Source organism: Streptomyces sp. NBC_00249, from assembly GCF_026342355.1.
In the GTDB taxonomy this organism is placed as follows: Bacteria; Actinomycetota; Actinomycetes; order Streptomycetales; family Streptomycetaceae; genus Streptomyces.
On sequence record NZ_JAPEMV010000008.1, the window covers coordinates 54,653 to 74,243 of the forward strand.

17 protein-coding genes and 3 tRNA genes are annotated in these 19,591 nt (G+C 72.9%); 10 read left to right on the forward strand and 10 right to left on the reverse strand.

The features are described 5' to 3' along the window. Positions 1-2: 2 nt before the first annotated feature. The 3 genes from OOK31_RS29945 to OOK31_RS29955 all read right to left on the reverse strand — a co-directional run bounded on the left by OOK31_RS29945 (position 3) and on the right by OOK31_RS29955 (position 2,516). Complete coding sequence (locus OOK31_RS29945) at positions 3-917, reverse strand: EI24 domain-containing protein (RefSeq protein ID WP_267090512.1); 915 nt, start codon at positions 915-917, stop codon at positions 3-5. Between the two features lie 89 nt (positions 918-1,006). Continuing rightward, positions 1,007-1,429: an organic hydroperoxide resistance protein gene (locus OOK31_RS29950; RefSeq protein WP_267090513.1), complete on the reverse strand. Its 423-nt coding sequence runs from the start codon at positions 1,427-1,429 to the stop codon at positions 1,007-1,009. 64 nt (positions 1,430-1,493) lie between these two features. Beyond that, positions 1,494-2,516 carry an NADP-dependent oxidoreductase gene (locus tag OOK31_RS29955; RefSeq protein ID WP_267090514.1) on the reverse strand — a complete coding sequence of 341 codons (1,023 nt, stop codon included), beginning with the start codon at positions 2,514-2,516 and terminating at the stop codon, positions 1,494-1,496. 109 nt (positions 2,517-2,625) lie between these two features. Here OOK31_RS29955 and OOK31_RS29960 point away from each other — a divergent pair, with 109 nt between their 5' ends. Next, entirely contained in the window at positions 2,626-3,048 is a 423-nt protein-coding gene (locus OOK31_RS29960) for a MarR family winged helix-turn-helix transcriptional regulator (RefSeq protein ID WP_267090515.1), read from the forward strand. Between the two features lie 28 nt (positions 3,049-3,076). Here OOK31_RS29960 and OOK31_RS29965 read toward each other — a convergent pair whose 3' ends face one another. Beyond that, the gene (locus tag OOK31_RS29965; protein WP_267090516.1) at positions 3,077-3,793 is read right to left on the reverse strand and encodes a hypothetical protein; all 717 of its coding nucleotides are present in this window, start codon (positions 3,791-3,793) and stop codon (positions 3,077-3,079) included. A 91-nt stretch (positions 3,794-3,884) separates the two neighbouring features. Between OOK31_RS29965 and OOK31_RS29970 the strand changes: the two genes are divergently transcribed. After that, positions 3,885-4,472 (forward strand): hypothetical protein, encoded by a 588-nt coding sequence (locus OOK31_RS29970; protein ID WP_267090517.1) that lies wholly within the window; start codon positions 3,885-3,887, stop codon positions 4,470-4,472. Between the two features lie 157 nt (positions 4,473-4,629). On the opposite strand, the gene OOK31_RS29975 is transcribed toward OOK31_RS29970, so the two are convergent. Continuing rightward, positions 4,630-5,322, reverse strand: coding sequence for a triacylglycerol lipase (locus OOK31_RS29975; RefSeq protein WP_267090518.1), 693 nt, complete (start codon positions 5,320-5,322; stop codon positions 4,630-4,632). A 220-nt stretch (positions 5,323-5,542) separates the two neighbouring features. Between OOK31_RS29975 and OOK31_RS29980 the strand changes: the two genes are divergently transcribed. The 3 genes from OOK31_RS29980 (at position 5,543) to OOK31_RS29990 (ending at position 9,722) form a co-directional block, all read left to right on the forward strand. Further along, positions 5,543-6,580, forward strand: a complete 1,038-nt coding sequence (locus tag OOK31_RS29980) for a rod shape-determining protein (RefSeq protein ID WP_267090519.1) — start codon at positions 5,543-5,545, stop codon at positions 6,578-6,580. After that, a complete protein-coding gene (locus OOK31_RS29985) occupies positions 6,577-8,184 on the forward strand; it encodes a GAF domain-containing protein (protein WP_267090520.1) in 1,608 nt (535 codons plus the stop codon). Before OOK31_RS29980 ends, OOK31_RS29985 begins: the two co-directional genes overlap by 4 nt. Before the next feature lie 188 nt (positions 8,185-8,372). After that, positions 8,373-9,722 carry a carboxyl transferase domain-containing protein gene (locus OOK31_RS29990; RefSeq protein ID WP_267090521.1) on the forward strand — a complete coding sequence of 450 codons (1,350 nt, stop codon included), beginning with the start codon at positions 8,373-8,375 and terminating at the stop codon, positions 9,720-9,722. Here OOK31_RS29990 and OOK31_RS29995 read toward each other — a convergent pair. Continuing rightward, positions 9,719-10,624, reverse strand: a complete 906-nt coding sequence (locus OOK31_RS29995) for an esterase-like activity of phytase family protein (protein ID WP_323188276.1) — start codon at positions 10,622-10,624, stop codon at positions 9,719-9,721. The two genes, OOK31_RS29990 and OOK31_RS29995, sit on opposite strands and share 4 nt — an antisense overlap. Before the next feature lie 15 nt (positions 10,625-10,639). Next, the gene (locus tag OOK31_RS30000; protein ID WP_267090522.1) at positions 10,640-11,893 is read right to left on the reverse strand and encodes an MFS transporter; all 1,254 of its coding nucleotides are present in this window, start codon (positions 11,891-11,893) and stop codon (positions 10,640-10,642) included. Between the two features lie 215 nt (positions 11,894-12,108). On the opposite strand from OOK31_RS30000, the gene OOK31_RS30005 reads away from it, so the two are divergent. Beyond that, complete coding sequence (locus OOK31_RS30005) at positions 12,109-13,305, forward strand: glutamate--cysteine ligase (RefSeq protein ID WP_267090523.1); 1,197 nt, start codon at positions 12,109-12,111, stop codon at positions 13,303-13,305. A gap of 115 nt (positions 13,306-13,420) precedes the next feature. Here the strand turns inward: OOK31_RS30005 and OOK31_RS30010 are convergent. The 3 genes from OOK31_RS30010 to OOK31_RS30020 form a co-directional block, all read right to left on the reverse strand. Next, positions 13,421-13,494: transfer RNA gene (locus tag OOK31_RS30010), tRNA-Ile, on the reverse strand. A 184-nt stretch (positions 13,495-13,678) separates the two neighbouring features. Continuing rightward, a tRNA-Asn gene (locus OOK31_RS30015) sits at positions 13,679-13,751 on the reverse strand. 5 nt (positions 13,752-13,756) lie between these two features. Then, positions 13,757-13,829: transfer RNA gene (locus tag OOK31_RS30020), tRNA-Asn, on the reverse strand. Between the two features lie 145 nt (positions 13,830-13,974). Between OOK31_RS30020 and OOK31_RS30025 the strand changes: the two genes are divergently transcribed. The 4 genes from OOK31_RS30025 to OOK31_RS30040 all read left to right on the forward strand — a co-directional run bounded on the left by OOK31_RS30025 (position 13,975) and on the right by OOK31_RS30040 (position 19,577). Further along, positions 13,975-14,283: a YtxH domain-containing protein gene (locus tag OOK31_RS30025; protein WP_267090524.1), complete on the forward strand. Its 309-nt coding sequence runs from the start codon at positions 13,975-13,977 to the stop codon at positions 14,281-14,283. 53 nt (positions 14,284-14,336) lie between these two features. After that, complete coding sequence (locus OOK31_RS30030) at positions 14,337-15,776, forward strand: FGGY family carbohydrate kinase (RefSeq protein ID WP_267090525.1); 1,440 nt, start codon at positions 14,337-14,339, stop codon at positions 15,774-15,776. A gap of 148 nt (positions 15,777-15,924) precedes the next feature. Next, entirely contained in the window at positions 15,925-17,658 is a 1,734-nt protein-coding gene (locus OOK31_RS30035) for an ABC transporter ATP-binding protein (protein WP_267090526.1), read from the forward strand. Next, positions 17,655-19,577, forward strand: a complete 1,923-nt coding sequence (locus OOK31_RS30040; RefSeq protein WP_267090527.1) for an ABC transporter ATP-binding protein — start codon at positions 17,655-17,657, stop codon at positions 19,575-19,577. The genes OOK31_RS30035 and OOK31_RS30040 overlap by 4 nt, the downstream gene beginning before the upstream one ends. Positions 19,578-19,591: the final 14 nt, after the last annotated feature.

Genomic DNA, 19,591 nt, shown 5'->3' on the forward strand with positions numbered 1-19,591 from the left:
TCCTACGGGAACGAGGGCGGGGGCGGACCGAAACCGGGGGCCGGGGCCGCGGGGGCCTGCCCCTGGCCCGGGGCCCACCCGCCGGCGTTCTCCGAGCCCGGCCGGGCGCCCTGCTCGCTCTCCCGGCCGGTGTCCTGCTCGGCCTCGGCCTCCGCCTCGGCCCCGTCCTCCCGGTCGCCGTTCTCGCCGGTCAGCTCGCGCGCCATCAGGGTCGCCCCCGCCACCGCGCCCGGCATCAGGAACACGGCGACCAGCGGGACCAGGAACACCAGCACGAGCGGCACGCCGAAGCCCAGCGCCAGGGCCCGGCGCCCGCGCAGCAGCCGCAGCTGCTCGTCGAGGTCCACCCGGCGCCGCTGGAGGGCGACGGAGGTGAGCTCTTGGGCCAGGAAGAAGCCGGAGACGCAGAACCCGATCGCCGGGACCACGGTCTGCCCGATCACCGGGATGAACCCGAGGGCGAACAGCAGGATCCCGTAGAACACCACCCGCACCAGCAGCCTCAGGCTGTCCCGGGCGGAGATCCACAGGTCCTCCCACAGCGAGCGTCCCGACTCCGGGACCTCGCCGCCCTCGCTGCGGTCGACCTGCTCCGAGAGGGACTCGTAGAACGGCTGGCCCACCAGCAGGGTCACCGCGGTGAAGGTGATCACCGAGAGGAAGAGCCCGAGGGAGAAGACCAGCGCCGTCAGGAAGCCCCGGAACAGCCCGAGCCAGGGCGAGGACCAGTCCGAGGCGAACGGCGTCGCCCAGGTGGTGAAGTCGTCGGCGCCGTAGAACAGACCGGTCAGTGCCGCGACGTACAGCACCAGTGCGACCAGCCCCGGCAGCAGGCCGAAGCCCAGCCAGCGACCGTTCCCGAACACCCATCTCTGTCCGGCCAGCAAGTACCGGAAGCCCCCCGCAAGATCACGCATGGGGGCAGTTTACGGCGAAGGCCGCACCCCTCGGGAGGGGTGCGGCCTTCGCACGGGCGCGCCCGGGGGCGCGGCCTGGGTCAGTGCGCTCAGACAGCGAGCTCGACCGTGATGTTGCCGCGGGTCGCCTTGGAGTACGGGCAGACCTGGTGGGCCTTCTCGATCAGGTCCTTGGCGGTGGCGGCGTCCACGTTCGGGATCGAGGCGGAGATCTTGACGATCAGGCCGAAGCCCTCGTCGTTCTTGCCGATGCCGACCTCGGCGGTGACGGTGGAGCCGGAGATGTCGGCGTTCTCGTTCTTCGCGACGACACCCAGGGCGCCCTGGAAGCAGGCGCTGTAGCCGGCGGCGAACAGCTGCTCCGGGTTGGTGCCGGCGCCGCTGCCACCGAGCTCCTTCGGCGGGTTCACGACGACGTCGAGCTGACCGTCGTTGGTGGCGACTCGGCCGTCACGGCCGTTCTCGGCGGTGGCGACAGCGGTGTACGCGACGTCGGACTGCGTGATGGACATGAAGAAAATCCTCCAGATGAATCGCCGTGACTCGCGCCCACGATCACGACGGTGTGGAGTGAGCCTAACCGGTGAAAGAAACGATCATCTTTCCGGTGTTCTCGCCGCGCAGCATTCCGAGGAAGGCGTCGGTGGCGTTCTCGACGCCCTCGACGACCGTCTCGTCGTAGCGCAGCTCGCCCGAGGAGAGCCAGCCGGCGACGTCCTCGACGAACTGCTGCTGGAGTCCGGCGTGGTCGCCGACCAGGATGCCCTGGAGGCGCAGGCGCTTGCCGATGACCATCATCAGGTTGCGCGGACCGGGGGCGGCCTCGGTGTCGTTGTAGCCCGCGATGGCCCCGCACAGGGTGGCCCGGCCGTGCACCTTCAGGGAGGAGATGGCGGCTTCGAGGTGGTCCCCGCCGACGTTGTCGAAGTAGACGTCGATGCCCTCGGGGGCGGAGTCCCGCAGCTGCTCGGCGACGGGGCCGTTCTTGTAGTTGAAGGCGGCGTCGAAGCCGTACTTCTCCGTGAGGAGCGTCACCTTCTCGTCCGAACCGGCGGAGCCGATCACCCGGGACGCGCCCTTGATCTTCGCGAACTGCCCGACGAGGCTGCCGACCGCGCCCGCCGCGCCCGAGACGAAGACGGCGTCGCCCTCCTTGAAGGAGGCGACCTCGAAGAGTCCGGCGTAGGCGGTCAGGCCCGGCATGCCGAGGACGCCGAGGTAGGCGGAGAGCGGGGCGAGGGAGGCGTCGACCTTGGTGGCGAACTTCGCGTCGAGGTCCGCGTACTCGCGCCAGCCCAGGTGGTGCAGGACGTGGTCGCCGACCTCGAAGCCCTCGGCGGCGGAGGCGACGACCTCGCCGACCGCACCGCCCTGCATCGGCTCGTCGAGCTGGAAGGGCGGGATGTAGGACTTCGCGTCGTTCATCCGGCCGCGCATGTACGGGTCCACGGACATGTGCAGGTTGCGGACCAGGATCCGGCCGGGGGCGGGCTCGGCGGAGACGGGAACCTCGCGCAGGGCGAAGTCCTCGGCGACGGGCCAGCCCTGCGGGCGGCGGACGAGGTGCCACTCACGGCTGACGGCGGGGATCTGAGACATGCGGTGCTCCTGAGCGGGAAGACGGTGCGCGAGGCAAATTGCTTCACGACATGAAACAACCATGCTCCTGGATATTTCATGTTGTCAAGTAAATGGGTACTCTGGTTCCATGCCCAGTCGCCGCGCAGACCCAGTGACCGCCGAGGTCGTCGAGCTCATCGGCGACGTCGTGGCCCGCTACCACATGGAGTACGAGGACGCCGCCGCCCGGCACCAGCTCACCGGAGCCCAGGCCAGGGTGCTCACCCTGCTGGCGCTGGAGCCGCTGCCCATGCGCCGCATCGCGCGCAAGCTGCGCTGCGAGCCCTCGAACGTGACCGGCATCATCGACCGGCTGGAGGGCCGCGGCCTGGTCGCACGCCACCCGGACCCGGCGGACCGCCGGGTGAAACTGGCCGCGCCGACGGAGGAGGGCCTGCGGACGGCGGAGCGGCTGCGCGAGTCGCTGGACTTCGCGCGCGAACCCCTCGCCGGCCTCACGGGCGAGGAGCGCACGGCCCTGCGGGACCTGCTCAGGCGCATGCTGGCCTGAGCCTCCCGTCAGGAGGGGATCCCGCGCGTCAGCAGAAGATCCAGAACACGCACGTCTCGGTCGGGCTGGGCGTGGGCTTCGGCTTGCCCGGCTTGGCCTTCGTCGGGGTCGGCTGCGGGGTCTGCCCCGGCTTCGCCGTGCCGGTGGGGCCCGGCGCGGGCTGCCCCGACTTCGGGGGCTGTACGGCTCCCCCGCCCGCGGTAGCGCTCTGCGAGGGCCCCGCCTTCCCGGAGGCGGAGGCACTCGCCCCCGGCCCGGCCGTCGCGGTCCCGGTGGCCGCCCCGGGCCCGGCCTTCTTCGCCGCCCCGCCTCCCGCCTTCGCCGACGGCAGCGCGGAGGGCGCCGCGGGCCCGTCGCTGGGCAGCGGGTCCGGCTGCTTCGGGCCGGCGTCGTCGGTCAGCACCACCTCGGCCGCCCGGTCGACGCCCTCGCCGTCACTGACGATCCGGGCCACCGCGATCGAGCCCCCGGCCGCCAGCACCAGCCCGAGGCCGACGGACAGCACGGTCCGGCGGGTCCGGCGCTGCGCGTCGGCGCGTCTTCGGGTCCCGGCGCGGCCGCCCTCGGCGGGGCCGGACAGCACGACGAGGGAGTCGGCGAACACCTCGGCCAGCGGTGGCTGCGGCGCGGGTCCGGGGGACGCGGCGGTGGGAGCGAGCGGCACCAGGTACTCGGCCGCGGTCCCGCAGCCGGCGCACGCGAGCGCTCCGTTGAGGTGTCTCTGGCAGGCGGGGCAGTAGTTCATGGCGCCCGCAGGCTACGTGGTCCCCGGCAACATCCGTATTCCGGGAACGTAAGGATCCTGTGTGGAAACCCCGTGTGGAATCGTGGCCTCCATGACTGCGACCCCGCGTCCCGGTGCCCTCGGAGCCTTCGGGCCGGCCGCCTTCCAGCTGGTGCTGCTGCGCCGGATGGCGGACTTCCAGCCGGACCTCGCCGAGGAGGCCCGGCTGCGTCTGGGCGCCACCCTGGCCGAGCAGCGGGAGGCCAACCGGCGCTGGCAGGCGATGGTCCGCTCCCCCCGCTCCCGGGGCGCCCTGGCCCGCTACCGGTCGGTACTGGGCCCGCCCGCGTCCGCCGCGCGGCGCCGGATCGGGGACCTGGAGTGCGAGGCCCTGCTGTGGCCGGTGCCGCTCTGGCCGGAGCTGCGCTTCGAGGTGCTGGCCGCGCCGGACGGGGCGGTGTGGAACGAGTGGCTGGTGCGGGCCCCGGGCGCGCGGGGCCCCGTACTGGAGACGGCCGCGGACCTGCGGCCCTGGTCGGCGACGGTCGACGAGGTGGCCCGCGCCTTCGCGCCGGCCCGGCCGATGGAGGGCACGGCGCCGACGCGCTGGCGCCTCGCGTTCACGGCCTCGGGGAGCCCGCTGGTGGCGGAGTTCACGTACGGGCTGCTCCAGCGGGTGTCCCCGTACTCGGCTCTCTAGTGCTGTGGCCGGAAAGGTTTGCCGGGTCGCGGTGTCCGGTGCGGTGCCTCGCAAGGCGGAGGGCCGCCGCTCGTACTGGACGTACTCGGGTGGTCCGACAACGCGGCGAGGTGCCGTGCCGGGCGCCGCGACACGGTGAACCTTTCCGGCCACAGCACTAGGAGGCGAGGAAGGCCCGGACTCCGGCCGAGGTGGCCTCGTCGCCGAGCAGGTCGTTGTGGCCCAGGCAGCCGACCGGCGCGTTCGCGGCCCCGGAGAGCGGGACGCTGCTGTCCGGGTTGACCACCTCGTCGCACTCCGACCAGAAGGTCGCGTACTTCACCGCGCCGGGGGTCTCGTCCCCGGAGGCCAGGTTCTTCACCACGTACGAACCGGGGGTCATGTCCCGGCACGCCTGGTCCCACAGGGCGCACGCCCAGGCGGTGGAGGTGCCGTGGTTGGGGCCGGCCAGGGAGACCCAGTGGCCGACGGCCTCCGCCCCGCCGCCGTACTTCACGTACCAGCGGCTGACGAGGGAGCCGAAGGAGTGGCCCACCAGGTCGACGCGGGTGGCGCCGGTCTGCCGGCGGACCTCGTCGACGTAGGCCGCGAGCCGGGCGGAGAGCACCTCGTTGACGGACTGGTGGGTGTCGTAACCCCAGGAGAAGAGCTCCGAGTCGGTGTACCCGCCGGCCCGCAGGTCCTCGCGCAGGGAGCCCCAGACGCCGGGGTCGGCGTTGTAGCCGTGGACGAGGATCACGGGATTGCGGGGTGTCGCCCGCCCGGCGGCCTGGGCATGGGCCGGCAGAGGCGCGAGAAGGGTGAGGCAGAGGGTCAGGAGGGCCAGAAGATTCTGGCGGGGCGTCAGCATCAGGTCCCCTTTACCTTGTTACGCGCGAGTAGCGCGGACGGTGCGCGCATCGTGGTGCCTGTCGGTACAGAAATCCACCCCCGTGCAGCACCCGTGACCCGTGCGGCACACCCCGGCCGGAGCATTTCAACGGGCGATATGGCCCATTTACCCGAGAAGATATGAATTGCGACCGGCAGCCGCCGGTCTTCTTGCGTCAGCGCTCTCGGGAGGATCTGCCGTGACCGTCAGTCTTGAGCAGTTGCGCCGCTGCCACGTCGCCGTCGACCTGGGAGCCGCCAGGACCCGCGTGTACGTCAAGGGAGCCGGGCTCGTCGTCGACGAGCCCAGCGTCGCCGCGGTGAACACCCGCACCGGCGCGCTCATCGCCGTCGGCTCCTTCGCCGAACGGATGACCGGCCGCACGCCCGACTACATCCGGGTCGTACGCCCCGTCTCCGGCGGCACCGTCGTCGACATCGAGATGGCCCAGCGGATGCTGCGTCACCTCCTCGGCGAGAAGCTGCGGCGCGCCCTGCGCCGCAAGCCCCGGCTGCGCGCCGCCGCCTGCACCCCGCACGACGCCGACCCGCTGGCCCAGCGCGCGACGGTGGAGACCCTGGCCGGCCTCGGCGCCCGCCGCGTCGAGCTGGTCGACACCCTGATCGCGGCGGCCGTCGGCTGCGGCCTGCCCGTGGAGCAGCCGACCGCGACGATGATCATGGTGTGCGGGGCGGCGGCGACCCAGGTGGCGGTGCTCTCCCTCGGCTCGATCGTCACCGCCGAGCGGATCCCGATCGGCGGCGAGGCCATCGACCACGCGGTGGTCCAGCACCTGCGCCACGCGCACGAGCTGATGCTGCCCAGCCAGGCCGTCCGCCCCCTCCAGCTGGCCCTGCACGGCAACGGCATCACCGCCGAGGGCCCGGCCTCCACCCTGATCCACGGACGGGACGTGGCCACCGGCCTCGCCCGCTCCGTCCAGGTGAACACCGCCGCCGTACGGGACGCGATCCACACCCCGCTGACCGCCGTCATCGACGGCATCGGCAAGATCCTGCGCGAGTGCCCGCCCGACCTGGTCGCGGACCTCACCGACCGGGGGATCATGATGGTGGGAGGCAGCGCACTGCTGCCGGGGCTGGACCAGATGCTGCGGGACGCGACCGGAATGCCCGTGGCCATCGCGGAACGGCCGGACGTGTGCGCCGTGCTGGGTCTCGGCGCGATGCTCGAAGGGAAGATCGCCCCCATGGTCCTCAACCCGCTGGCCGAATGAGGCGGGACCCCGCGCGGTCCGCGCCGGCTCCGGCGGCCCCTTCGGCTCCTTCGGCTCCGGAGCCGGCCGAGCCGTCGAGCCTGCCCGTGCTGCTGGAGGCCGTCCTCAGCGTCGGCTCCGACCTGGAGCTGCGGACCACCCTCCAGCACATCGTGGAGTCCGCCGCCGAGCTGTGCGCGGCGCGGTACGGAGCGCTCGGGGTCGTCGACCCCGAGCGCGTCCGGCTGACGGAGCTCTTCACCGCCGGGCTGACCGACGCCGAACGGGCCGCGATCGGGCGGCTGCCGGACGGGCGCAGCGGGGTGCTCGGCGCGCTGATCGGCGACCCGCGCCCGCTGCTGCTCGACGACCTCACCCAGGACCCCCGCTCGGTGGGCTTCCCGCCCGGCCACCCGCCGATGCGCAGCTTCCTGGGCGTGCCGATCCGGGTGCACACCGAGGTGTTCGGGAACCTCTACCTCACCGAGAAGCGCGGCGGCGCCGACTTCACGGAGGAGGACCTCGCCCTGGTGCGCGTCCTCGCCTCGCAGGCGGGGATAGCGATCGGCAACGCCCGGCTCTACGAGACCGCGCGCCGCCGGGAGCGCTGGATCGAGGGCGCCGCCGCCGTGACGACCACCCTGCTGGCCGGGAGCCCGGCGGCCGACGCCCTGATGTGCGTGGCCGAACGGGCCCGGCTGCTGGCCGACGCGGCGGCCGGGGTCGTCCTCCAGCCGACCCCGGAGGGCGGCATGGAGATCGTGGCCGCCTCCACGCACGGGGACCCCGGGGACCTGGTCGGGACGGCCATCGCGCCGGGCTCCCCCGTCCTGGAGCAACTCCTCGGCGGCGAGCCGGTCTTCATAGAGGACTCCGCGACCGACCCCCGGATGACCACGCACGTACGGGAACGCTTCGGCCCGAGCATGATGCTCCCCCTCCAGAGCGGCGGGCAGCTCATCGGCACCCTGGCGCTGCCGCGCGCCCGGGGCGGTCCCGCGTACGACGCGGTGGACCGGCTGCTGGCCTCGCAGTTCGCCTCGCAGGCCGCGCTGGCCCTCGTCCTGGCGGACGCGCAGCACGACCGGGAGCAGCTGGCCGTCTACGAGGACCGCGACCGCATCGCCCGCGACCTGCACGACCTGGTGGTCCAGCGGCTGTTCGCGACGGAGATGATGCTGGAGTCCACCCGCCGCCGCTCCTCGAACGCGCCCTCCGGCGACACCGTGGGCGAGGAACTGAGCCGGGCCGTCGACGAGCTGGACTCCACGATCCAGGAGGTCCGCACGGCCATCTTCGCCCTCCAGCAGCCGCCGACGGACGCCCCGACGACGTTCCGCGGGCGGGTCCTGCGCGAGACGGGCGGCGCGGCGGTGCTGCTGGGCTTCCAGCCGTCGGTGCACTTCGCGGGCGCGGTGGACGCCCTGCTCCCGGACCAGGTCACCGCCGACCTGCTCGCGGCCCTGCGCGGCGCCCTGGCGGCGGCCCACCGCCGGAGCGAGGTCACCGCGATCGAGGTCGAGATCGACGCGACGGCCTCCCGGGTCCGCCTCACCGTCTCCGACGACGGCCGCACGGACTCCGGCACCCACGGCACGACCCTGACGTGGGAATCAGCCCTCTAGCCCAGGGGTATCCAGCCCCTCCGGCGTTTGAGGAGCGGGGGTCCGGGGGCTGGCCCCCGGCAACGCACCCGCACCCGAACAACCAGGCCCGCCCTCATCCAGCCCCGCCGGCGTTTGAGGCGCGGGAGCCCGGGGGCCGGCCCCCGGCAGGGGTTCGGCACCCCGGGGTAACACCCTAGGGTGAGGCCGTGACGACCCGCCTCTCGGCCCGCGCGGCCATCGCAACCCTCACCGACCCCGGCAGCTTCGCCGAACTCCCCGCCCCCCGCAGGGAGTCCCCGGACGACGGCCCCATCGGCTGGGCGGGCTACGACGCCTCCCGCGCCCGCGCCACCGCCCGCACCGGTGAGGCGGAGTCCGTCGTCACCGGCACCGCCCTCATCGGTGGCCGCCCGGCCACCGTGATCTCCTTCGAGTTCGGCTTCCTCGGCGGGTCCCTCGGCGAACGCACCGGAGACCGGCTCGAAGCCGCGTACAGCCATGCTCGCGAACACCGCCTGCCCCTGGTGTCCTTGATCGCCACCGGCGGTTCCCGGATGCAGGAGGGGATGCTCGCGCTGACGCAGCTCCAGCGCGTGGCCCGCCAGTGCGTGCTGACCCGGGCCGCCGGGCTCCCGCAGATCGCGGTGCTGCGCGATCCGACGACCGGCGGCGGCTGGGCCACCCTCGGCGCGGGCGCCGACGTGGTGCTGGCGCTGCCCGGGGCGCAGGTCGGCTTCGCGGGGTCCCGGGTGCGGCCCGCCGACGCCGATCCCGCGGCGTACACCGCCGAGGGCCAGTACGCGGCCGGGCACGTCGACGCCGTCGTCCCCGCCCCGGAGCTGCCGGGTGTGCTCGGGGACTGGCTGCGGGTGCTGGCCGCGCCCCGCGCCCGTACCGCCGTCGAGCCCCCGGCCGCACTGGCCGACGTAGCGGCTCCGCGGAGCGGCTGGGACGCGGTCCGGCAGGCCCGGCACCCGGACCGGCCGCGCGCGGAGGCGTACCTGGAGGCGTACTTCTCGCTGCGGCTCCCGCTGCGCGGGGACCGGGCCGGCGCCGCCGACCCGGGGATGCTGTGCGGGTTCGGGCTCCGCGAGGGCCGGGCGGTGGCGTACGCGGCCCAGTGCGGCACCGCCACCCGCCCGGCGGGCTACCGCACGGCCGCCCGCGTGATCCGTCTCGCCGACCGGCTCGGGATCCCGGTGCTCACCCTGGTGGACACCCCCGGCGCGGCCAACGACGCCGCCGCCGAGCACGCCGGCGCGGGCGCGTCCATCGCCGACACCTTCGCGGCGGTCGCGGCGGCCACGGTCCCGGTGACGACCCTGCTGATCGGCGAGGGCGGCTCGGGCGGGGCGCTCGCGCTGGCCGCGCCGGGGAACACCTGGGTGACCCCGGACAGCTACTTCTCCGTCATCGCCCCGGAACTGGCGGCGGCCATCCTCAAGCGCCCCGCCGAGGAGGCCCCCGCCACCGCCGACCAGCTGCGCATCCGCCCCCAGGACCTGGTGGCCCTGGGGGTGGCGCGGGGCGTGGTCGCCCCGGAGCCCAAGGGTTAGTGCTGCGACCGGCGCGGCAGCTTCACGTCGACCGAGTACAGGCGGGTGATCTGCTGCGGGAACTCGTTGTCGTCGCTGGCGAGCAGCAGCCGCACCCGCTCGAGCCCCTCGTGATCGACGGCAACCATCCCTTCCCCGTTGTCGACGAGCGGGTGGTTCTGCGGCAACTTCGAGGGTGCGCCGAGCGTCGGGCAGTCGTTGAGGTCCCCGATGGGCGTCTTGCGGGCGAGCCGCAGCCCCCGGCCCTCGGTCAGCGTCTCCACCTTCGAGGTGTCGTCGGCGCCGAGAGGGTCGGCGACGTAGAGCCGGACCGTGATGGCGAACTCGCGGGTGAAGCCGCGCTCCAGCACGATCAGCCGGCCGTCGCGGGTCGGGGCGAGCTCGACGAGGCCGTGGCCCGCGTCGACGGGGTAGGCGTACTGCTTGCCGAGGACGAACTCGCCGTTCGCGCGCCGCTCCCAGGTCTGAATCCGCTGGAGGGTGCGGCCCTGCGTGTCCTTGCCGTCGCCGGCCAGCACTCCTTCCACGCCCGCGACCAGGGTGTGGCCGCCGGGCAGCAGCGTGAGCGATTCGAAGGTCTGGTTGACGGTGGCCCGGCCTTCGGGGGCGAGCTTGAAGGCGGGCGGGACGGGGAGGGCGGCGAGGACCTGGCCGGTCCGGCTGTAACGGCGGATCGCGGGCGTGGTCTCGTCGGTGACGAGGTAGGTGCCGTCGCGGTCGACGACGACGCCCTCCGAGTCGACGGCCTTCCCCGCGCCGTCCGTCAGGGGCAGCCGCGCGGTGGCCGTGGCGGCCGGGGTGTCCCCGCGGGCCACCTTCAGCTCGTACAGGGCCGACTTGTCGGAGATCGCGGCGACCGTGCCGTCGCGGTCGAGCGCGAGCCCGGAGATGCCGCCGACCAGCGCCTGCGCCTGTGCCTACGCCTGCGGCGTGCGGGCGTCGTACCGGGCGAAGGCCCGCCAGCGCGCGGCCAGCAGCCCCACCACCAGGACGCAGGCGAGCCCCCCGCCCGTGATGGCGACGGCCGGTGACGTGAGGTCGGCGGCGGTCCCGGCGAGGAAGTCCCCGAGCCGGGGCCCGCCCGCGACGACCACGATGAAGACGCCCTGGAGCCGGCCGCGCATCCCGTCCGGGGTCGCGGCCTGGAGCATGGTGGTGCGGAACACCATCGAGACGGTGTCGCTCGCTCCGGCCAGGGCGAGGAAGAACAGGCCGACCCAGAGGTTGCGGGTCAGCCCGAAGACGGCGACGGCCAGCCCCCACGAGGCGACGGAGAGCAGGATCGCCAGCCCGTGCCGCCGGATCCGCCCCTGCCAGCCGGAGAACAGCCCGCCGAGCAGCGCCCCCACGGCGGGCGCGGCGACGAGCAGGCCGACCGTCCGCGCGTCTCCTCCGTACCAGAGCACGGCGACGGCCGGGAACAGCGCCCGCGGCTGGGCCAGCACCATGGCGGCCAGGTCGGAGAAGAAGGTCATCCGGATGTTGGGCCGGGTGCCGAGGAAGCGCAGCCCGTCCAGGACGGAGGCCCGCCCCTGGCGCCCCTCCGGCAGCATCGAGGGCAGCCGCCACATGGCGTAGAGGGCGGCGGCGAAGGTCACCGCGTCGATCAGGTATGCCGCCTGGTAGCCCCACCAGCCGACGATCAGCCCGCCGAGCACCGGGCCGGCCGTGATCCCGGAGGTCATGCTGACCGAGTTCAGCGCGTTGGCGGCGGGCAGCTGCTCGGGCGGCAGCAGGCGCGGGATCATGGCCGACCGGGCGGGCCCGTTCAGCGCCCCGCAGACCGCCTGGAGCGCGACGACCGCGTAGAGCAGCCAGACCCGGTGGTAGTCGAGCAGCGCGGCGGCGGCGAGGACGACGGAGAGGACGGCGAGCCCGACGGAGCTGTGGAGGCCGAGCTTGCGCCGGTCCACGGTGTCGGCGATGGCGCCGCCGTAAAGCCCGAAGGCGACGAGCGGGACCAGGGAGAAGAGTCCGACGAGTCCGACGGCGAAGTTGGAGCCGGTGATCTCGTAGACCTGGAGCGAGATGGCGAGGGCCGTCATCGCCTGACCCATCCAGGAGATGGTGCCGCCCGCCCACAGCCGCCGGTAGTCGGCGGAGGTGCGCAGGGGCGTCAGGTCGGCGAAGACGCGGCGCCGGGCGCTCGGAGGAGTGGTCGTACCAGTCACATCGGATGATAACCGCCGCCTGCCGGAGGGGCCCTGGACCGCGGAACTCTGTTCACGCACCCGCAACGCCGGCCCCACCCGGACCCACGGCCCCAGCGCGGCGGCCCGCTTGCCGGTAACTCGCCACTATCACCGGACATTTGACTGAATCGACGTACCCTCCTCGCCTCCCGTTCAGCTCATGATGAAAAGACTCGTATGTCCAGGGAGGCGTAGTGATCGAACCTGGCAACAGCACCACGAGCACCAGTGACACCGGCCACTCGAGCCACACCGGCCACACAGGCAGCGACCTGCGCACCATGAACGGCGTCACCGCCCCGCTCACGGTCGGGGTCGAGGAGGAGTTCCTGCTCGTCGACGCCGACACCCTGCGGGTGGTCCCGGCCGCGCCGCTCGTCCTCGCCACCGCCGCCGGGCTGCCCCAGCAGCTGCACGCCGAGGGCACCCGGTACCAGGTGGAGATCTCCACCCCGGTCGCCGACTCCTCCGTGACCCTGCGCGAGGAGCTCGCCGCCCTGCGGCGCACCCTGGCCGCGGCGGCGCGCGAGCACGGCTGCCGGCTGCTGGCCGCGCCCTCACCCGTCGTGGCCGTGGAGGGGCCGCTGCACCTGACCGACGACGAGCCGCGCCAGCGCGAGCAGCACCGCCGGTTCGGCGCCCTGACCGACACCCTGGTCAGCTGCGGGCGCCACATCCACATCGGCACCCTCGACGTGGACACGGCGGTGGCCGTCTCCAACCGGGTCCGGCCCTGGCTGCCCACGCTGATCGCACTGGCGGCCAACTCGCCGTTCTGGGGCGGCCGGGACACCGGCCACGCCAGCTGGCGGGCGATGGCCTGGTCGGGCTGGCCCTCCGCGGGGCCGCCCCCGCACTTCACGTCCACGGCCCACTTCCGGCGCTCGGTGCAGACCCTGCTCGGCTCCGGGGCGGCCCTGGACACCAAGATGGTCTACTGGGACCTCCGCCCGTCGGGGAACTGGCCCACGCTCGAGATACGGGCTCCCGACATGTCCCCGGACATCGACACGGCCGTCCTCCAGGCGGAGCTGGCCCGCGCCCTGGTGGCCACGGCCCTGCGCGAGATCGCGGAGCAGCGGCCCGACCCGCCCGTACGGGACGACGTACTGCGCCTCGCGCGCTGGCGGGCGGCCCACGACGGCCTGGAGGGCTTCGGTCTCGACCCGTACACGGGCGCCGAACTCCCGGCGGCCGACCTGGCGGAGGCCCTCCTGGACCTCGTCGCCCCGGCCCTGGCCGCCGCCGGCGACCTCGACCACGCGGCGAAGACCCTGGGCGGCCTCCTGCGCGACGGCTCGGGCGCGGCCGTCCAACGCGCGGCCTTCGCACGCCGCCAGAACCTGACGGACGTACTGCGCCACCTGGTGGAGGAGACGGAGAACTTCTGACCGCCCGCGCCGCCCGCCCTCCGGGGCGGGCGGCGCGGTGCGGCGGGCTCCCCGGGAGCGCCCCAGAAAACGCTGAAGCCGCAGGTGAAAACGATTCTTCACCTGCGGCCCGCGGTGGGGCGGGTGGGACTCGAACCCACGGCCGACGGATTATGAGTCCGCTGCTCTAACCGGCTGAGCTACCGCCCCTTTACGGCGTGGCGCGTACATGTGTGCGCGCCGTCTGCCGCAGCATAGCCGCTCATACGATCTCCTGCCTCGGATGCCTCGCATGATCGGCTTCGCCCTGTTCAGAGAGACCGCGCTGAAGGCTGCCCGGTTCCCGGATCAGGACAAAAAGAAAGAGGACCCGCCCGGGCCCTCTTCTTTCCTGCTCCCCCGACTGGACTCGAACCAGTAACCTGCCGATTAACAGTCGGCTGCTCTGCCAATTGAGCTACAGGGGACCGCGCTCCCCCGACTGGACTCGAACCAGTAACCTGCCGATTAACAGTCGGCTGCTCTGCCAATTGAGCTACAGGGGATTGCTGCGGTGCACCGAACAGCCCACCTCCGGCCTTGCCGGGGGGCGACTGCCCGTTGCGAGTCATAGATTAGCGCAAGCAGGGGGGTGCTCCGCCAATCGGTATCGCCAGCAGGCCGGGCACCACACGACGAAGGGTGGCAGGCATGCGGTACAAGGTGGCTTTCGTGGCCGGACTGGCCCTCGGCTACGTCATCGGGACGCGGGCAGGACGCGAGCGCTACGAGGAGATGAAGAAGTCCGCGCGGCGGATCGCGCAGAACCCCGCCGTGCGCAACGCCGCCGAGACCGCCGGCCAGACCGGACGGCAGTTCGCGGGCAAGGCCTTCGCCGCTGTGAGCAACAAGGTGGGCGACGCGGTGCCCGCCTCCCTGTCCGGCCGGGTACGCGGACTGCGGGCGCGGGCGGGCGGCGGCAGCGGCGCCGAGGACGAGTGGGGCACGAGCAACACCTGAGACCGGCTTCCGGACGGGTCGAGTCCGGCCCGGCGTGCGGCAGAATTCTCCGCATGGGGATAGTCGCCGGGCTGGACAGCTCTTCCACCTTCACTCGCATCGTCGTCTGTGACGCGGACACGGGCGCCGTGCTGCGCCAGGGCTACGCGCCCCATCCGCAGCCGGCCGGTGAACCCGTCCCCCACGAGACCGATCCACAGGGCTGGCTGCTCTCCCTCGGCGAAGCCGCCGGCGGCGGGCTGCTGGAGGGCGTCCAGGCCATCGGCGTCTCCGGGCAGCAGCACGGCCTGCTGCCGCTGGACACGCAGGGCGCCCTGGTCCGGCCCGCCCTGGTCGGCAACGACAAGCGCGGCCAGGTCGCCGCGGCCGACCTGATCGAGGCCCTCGGCGGCCGGGAGGCCTGGGTCGCGGCCGTGGGCTCCGTCCCGCACGCCGCCCAGCCGGTCGCGAAGCTCGCCTGGCTGGCCCGTACCGAGCCCGAGGCCGCGCGCCGGGTCGCGGTGGTGATGTCCCCGCACGACTGGCTCGTCTGGCAGTTGCTCGGCCGCCCCGCCCGCCGCACCACCGACCGGGCCGGTGCCTCCGGGACCGGGTTCTGGTCGGCGGCCACCGGTTCCTGGCGCCCCGACCTGGTCGAGCTGGCGCTCGGGCACCAGGCGCTGCTGCCCGAGGTGCTCGGCCCCTGCGACGCCGCCGGGATGACCCCCGAGGGGCTGCTGATCTCCGCCGGGACCGGCGAGACCATGGCCGCCGCGCTCGGGCTGGGCCTGGGTCCGGGGGACGCGGTGGTCTCGCTGGGCGCCTCCGGCTCGGTGATGGCCGTGCACCACGAGGCCGTACAGGAGCCGGGCGGCCTGGTCACCTCGCTCGCCGACGCCGGCGGCATGCACCTGCCGGTGGTGAACACCTCCAACGCCGTACGGGCCCTGCGCGGCACCGCCGAGCTGCTGGGCACCGACTTGGAGGGGCTGAGCGCGCTCGCGCTGAAGTCGACGCCGGGCGCGCACGGCCTCGTACTCCTGCCGTACCTGGAGGGTGAGCGGACCCCGAACCTGCCGCACACCGCCGGGACCCTGTCCGGGCTGCGCCGGGACTCGATGAAGCCCGAGCACCTGGCGCGGGCCGCGTTCGAGGGCATGCTGTGCGGGCTCGTCGACGCCCTGGACGTGCTGCGGCACCGGGGGGTGCCGATCCGCCGGGTGTTCCTGCTGGGCGCGGCGGCCGAGCTGCCCGCCGTACAGGCCGCCGCCCCCGGGCTGTTCGGCACGCAGGTCGTCGTACCGGCGCCGGCGGACTACGCGGCGCTGGGCGCGGCCCGTCAGGCGGCGTGGGCGCTCGGGGTGCAGCAGGGCACGCTGGCCCCGCACACCCCGCCGGTGTGGTCCGCCCCAGCGGCGCAGGTGTTCGAGCCGGGCGAGGAGTTCGCGGCGTGGCAGGCGGTGCGCCAGCAGTACGTCACGACCCGGGAGCAGCTGCACCCCGGCGCGTTCTAGCCCGCGCGCTCCGGCGAGGCGGGGTCCAGGGCTTCCGTCCGGCGGTCTACTCCTTTTGACCGGCCTTTGCGAAAAGCGGTGGGAGCGGGCCCCCCGATTGGCACAAGATGGACTGAACCCCCTCGATCATGCCGACCGGAGCCTGCGCGTGCTCATACGACTTCTGCGGACGTACCTGCGTCCGTACCGGAAACCGATCGCCGTGCTGGTGCTGCTGCAACTGCTGCAGACCAGTGCGAGCCTCTACCTGCCCACCCTCAACGCGGACATCATCGACAAGGGTGTCGTCAACGGCGACACCGGCTACATCCTGCGCTTCGGCGCCCTGATGCTCGGCGTCTCGCTCGTCCAGCTCGTCTGCAACGTCGGCGCCGTCTACTACGGCGCCCACACCGCCGCGGCGCTCGGCCGGGACGTCCGCGCCGCCGTCTTCGACCGGGTGCAGAGCTTCTCCGCCAGGGAGCTCGGCCAGTTCGGCGCCCCCTCCCTGATCACCCGGACGACCAACGACGTCCAGCAGGTCCAGATGCTGACGCTGATGACCTTCACGATGATGGTCTCGGCGCCGATCATGTGCGTCGGCGGCATCGCCATGGCGCTCTCCCTCGACGTGAAGCTGTCGGGCGTGCTGCTCGCGGTGGTGCCGGTGCTGGGCCTCGCGGTCGGCGCGATCGTGTTCAGGACGCGGCCGCTGTTCCGGCTGATGCAGGAGCGCCTGGACATCGTCAACCGGGTGCTGCGCGAGCAGATCACCGGCAACCGGGTGATCCGCGCCTTCGTCCGCGACGGCTACGAGAAGGAACGCTTCCGCGGGGCGAACTCCGAACTGACCGCCGTCTCACTGGCCTCGGGCAAGCTGCTGGCGCTGATGTTCCCCGTCGTCATCGTGGTCGTGAACATCTCCAGCGTGGCCGTCATCTGGTTCGGCGCGATGCGCGTCGACAGCGGCGACATGGAGATCGGCCAGCTGACGGCCTTCCTCGCCTACCTGATGCAGATCGTCATGTCCGTGATGATGGCCACCTTCATGTTCATGATGGTGCCGCGCGCCGAGGTCTGCGCGGAGCGCATCCAGGAGGTCCTGGACACCGAGTCCAGCGTGGTCCCGCCCGCCGACCCGGTCCGCGAGCTCGTGCGCACCGGACAGCTGGAGCTGCGCGGCGCCGACTTCCGCTACCCGGGCGCCGAGGCGCCGGTGCTGCGCGGGGTGGACCTGGTGGCCCGCCCCGGCGAGACCACCGCGGTGATCGGCTCCACCGGCAGCGGCAAGTCCACGCTGCTCGGCCTCGTACCCCGGCTGTTCGACGCGACGGGCGGCCATGTGCTGGTCGACGGGGAGGACGTGCGCCGGCTCGACCCGGAGCTGCTGGCCAGGACGGTCGGCATGGTCCCGCAGAAGCCGTACCTGTTCTCCGGGACCGTCGCCTCCAACCTCCGCTACGGGCGCCCCGACGCCAGTGACGAGGAGCTGTGGCACGCCCTGGAGGTGGCGCAGGCCAAGGAGTTCGTCTCGGCGCTGGAGGGCGGACTCGACGCGCCCGTCACCCAGGGCGGTACGAACGTCTCCGGCGGCCAGCGCCAGCGCCTCGCGATCGCCCGCACCCTCGTGCAGCGGCCGGAGATCTACCTCTTCGACGACTCCTTCTCCGCCCTGGACTACGCGACGGACGCGGCGCTGCGCGCGGCGCTCGCCCGCGAGACCGAGGACGCGACGGTGGTGATCGTGGCCCAGCGGGTGTCCACGATCCGTGACGCCGACCGGATCATCGTGCTCGACGAGGGTCAGGTCGTGGGCGAGGGACGCCACCACGAGCTGATGGCCGGCAACGAGACCTATCGGGAGATCGTGCTCTCCCAGCTGACGGAGGCGGAGGCCGCATGAGCGGGCCCGGAGGACGGATGATGACGGGGCCGGCCCAGCGGTCCATGGACTTCAAGGGATCGGGCAAGCGGCTGCTGGGACAGCTGGCCCAGGACCGCGCCAAGCTGTGGGGCATGATCGCGGCCGTGGTCGGCAGCGTGGGCTGCGCGGTCGTCGGCCCGAAGATCCTGGGCGAGGCCACCGACCTGGTGTTCGCGGGGATCGTCGGACGGCAGATGCCGGCGGGCCTGACCAAGCAGCAGGCGCTGGACGGGCTGCGGGCCAGGGGCGAGGGCGGGATGGCGGACATGCTGTCCGGCACCGACTTCACCCCGGGCGAGGGCATCGACTTCGGCGCCGTCGGCGTCGTGGCGCTCTGGGCGCTGGTGGTGTTCACGCTGGCGGGCCTGCTGATGCTGGTCGCGACGAGGCTGTCGAACCACGTCATGAACGGCACCGTGTACCGGATGCGCGAGGAGCTCCAGGCGAAGCTGTCGCGGCTGCCGCTGTCGTACTTCGACCAGCAGAAGCGCGGCGAGGTGCTGAGCCGGGCGACGAACGACATCGACAACATCGGCCAGACGATCCAGCAGACGATGGGGCAGCTGATCAACTCGCTGCTGACGATCGTCGGCGTGCTGGTGATGATGTTCTGGATCTCGCCGCTGCTGGCGCTGGTCGCGCTGGTGACCGTACCGGTCTCGATCGTCGTCGCGGCGAAGATCGGCAAGAAGTCCCAGCCGCAGTTCGTGGAGCAGTGGAAGACCACGGGCGCGCTCAACGCCCACATCGAGGAGATGTACTCCGGCCACACGCTGGTGAAGGTCTTCGGGCGGCAGAAGGAGTCGGCGGCGCTGTTCGCCGAGCAGAACGAGGCGCTCTTCCGGGCCTCCTTCAAGGCGCAGCTGGTCAGCGGGATCATGCAGCCGGTGATGTTCTTCATCTCGAACATCAACTACGTGCTGATCGCGGTGGTCGGCGGTCTGCGGGTGGCCTCGGGCACCCTGTCGATCGGTGACGTGCAGGCCTTCATCCAGTACTCGCGCCAGTTCTCGATGCCGCTGACCCAGGTGGCGTCGATGGCGAACCTGGTGCAGTCCGGTGTCGCCTCGGCGGAGCGGGTGTACGAGCTGCTGGACGCCGAGGAGCAGGAGCCGGACGTGGCGGTGGCGGAGCGTCCCGAGGAGCTGCGCGGCCAGGTCACGCTCGACAAGGTGGCCTTCCGGTACGAGCCGGACAAGCCGCTGATCGAGAACCTCTCGCTGGACGTGCAGCCGGGGCAGACGGTCGCGATCGTCGGCCCGACGGGCGCCGGCAAGACCACGCTGGTCAATCTGCTGATGCGGTTCTACGAGGTCACGGGCGGGGAGATCGCCCTCGACGGCGTGGACATCGCGAAGATGACCCGCGAGGAGCTGCGCGGCGGGATCGGCATGGTCCTCCAGGACACCTGGCTGTTCGGCGGCACCATCGCGGAGAACATCGCCTACGGCGCCTCGCGCGAGGTGACGCGCGCCGAGATCGAGGAGGCCGCGCGGGCGGCGCACGCGGACCGTTTCGTCCGCACCCTGCCGGACGGCTACGACACGGTGCTGGACGACGAGGGCGCGGGTGTCAGCGCGGGCGAGAAGCAGCTGATCACCATCGCGCGGGCGTTCCTCTCGGATCCGGTGATCCTGGTCCTCGACGAGGCGACCAGCTCGGTCGACACCCGTACCGAGGTGCTGATCCAGAAGGCGATGGCGCGCCTGGCGCACGGCCGTACGTCCTTCGTGATCGCGCACCGGCTCTCCACGATCCGGGACGCGGACGTGATCCTGGTGATGGAGAGCGGCTCGATCGTGGAGCAGGGCACGCACGAGGAGCTGCTGTCCTCGGGCGGCGCGTACGCGCGGCTGTACGCGGCGCAGTTCGCGCAGGCGGTGGCCGAGGTCGACTGACGCCGGCCGGGGCC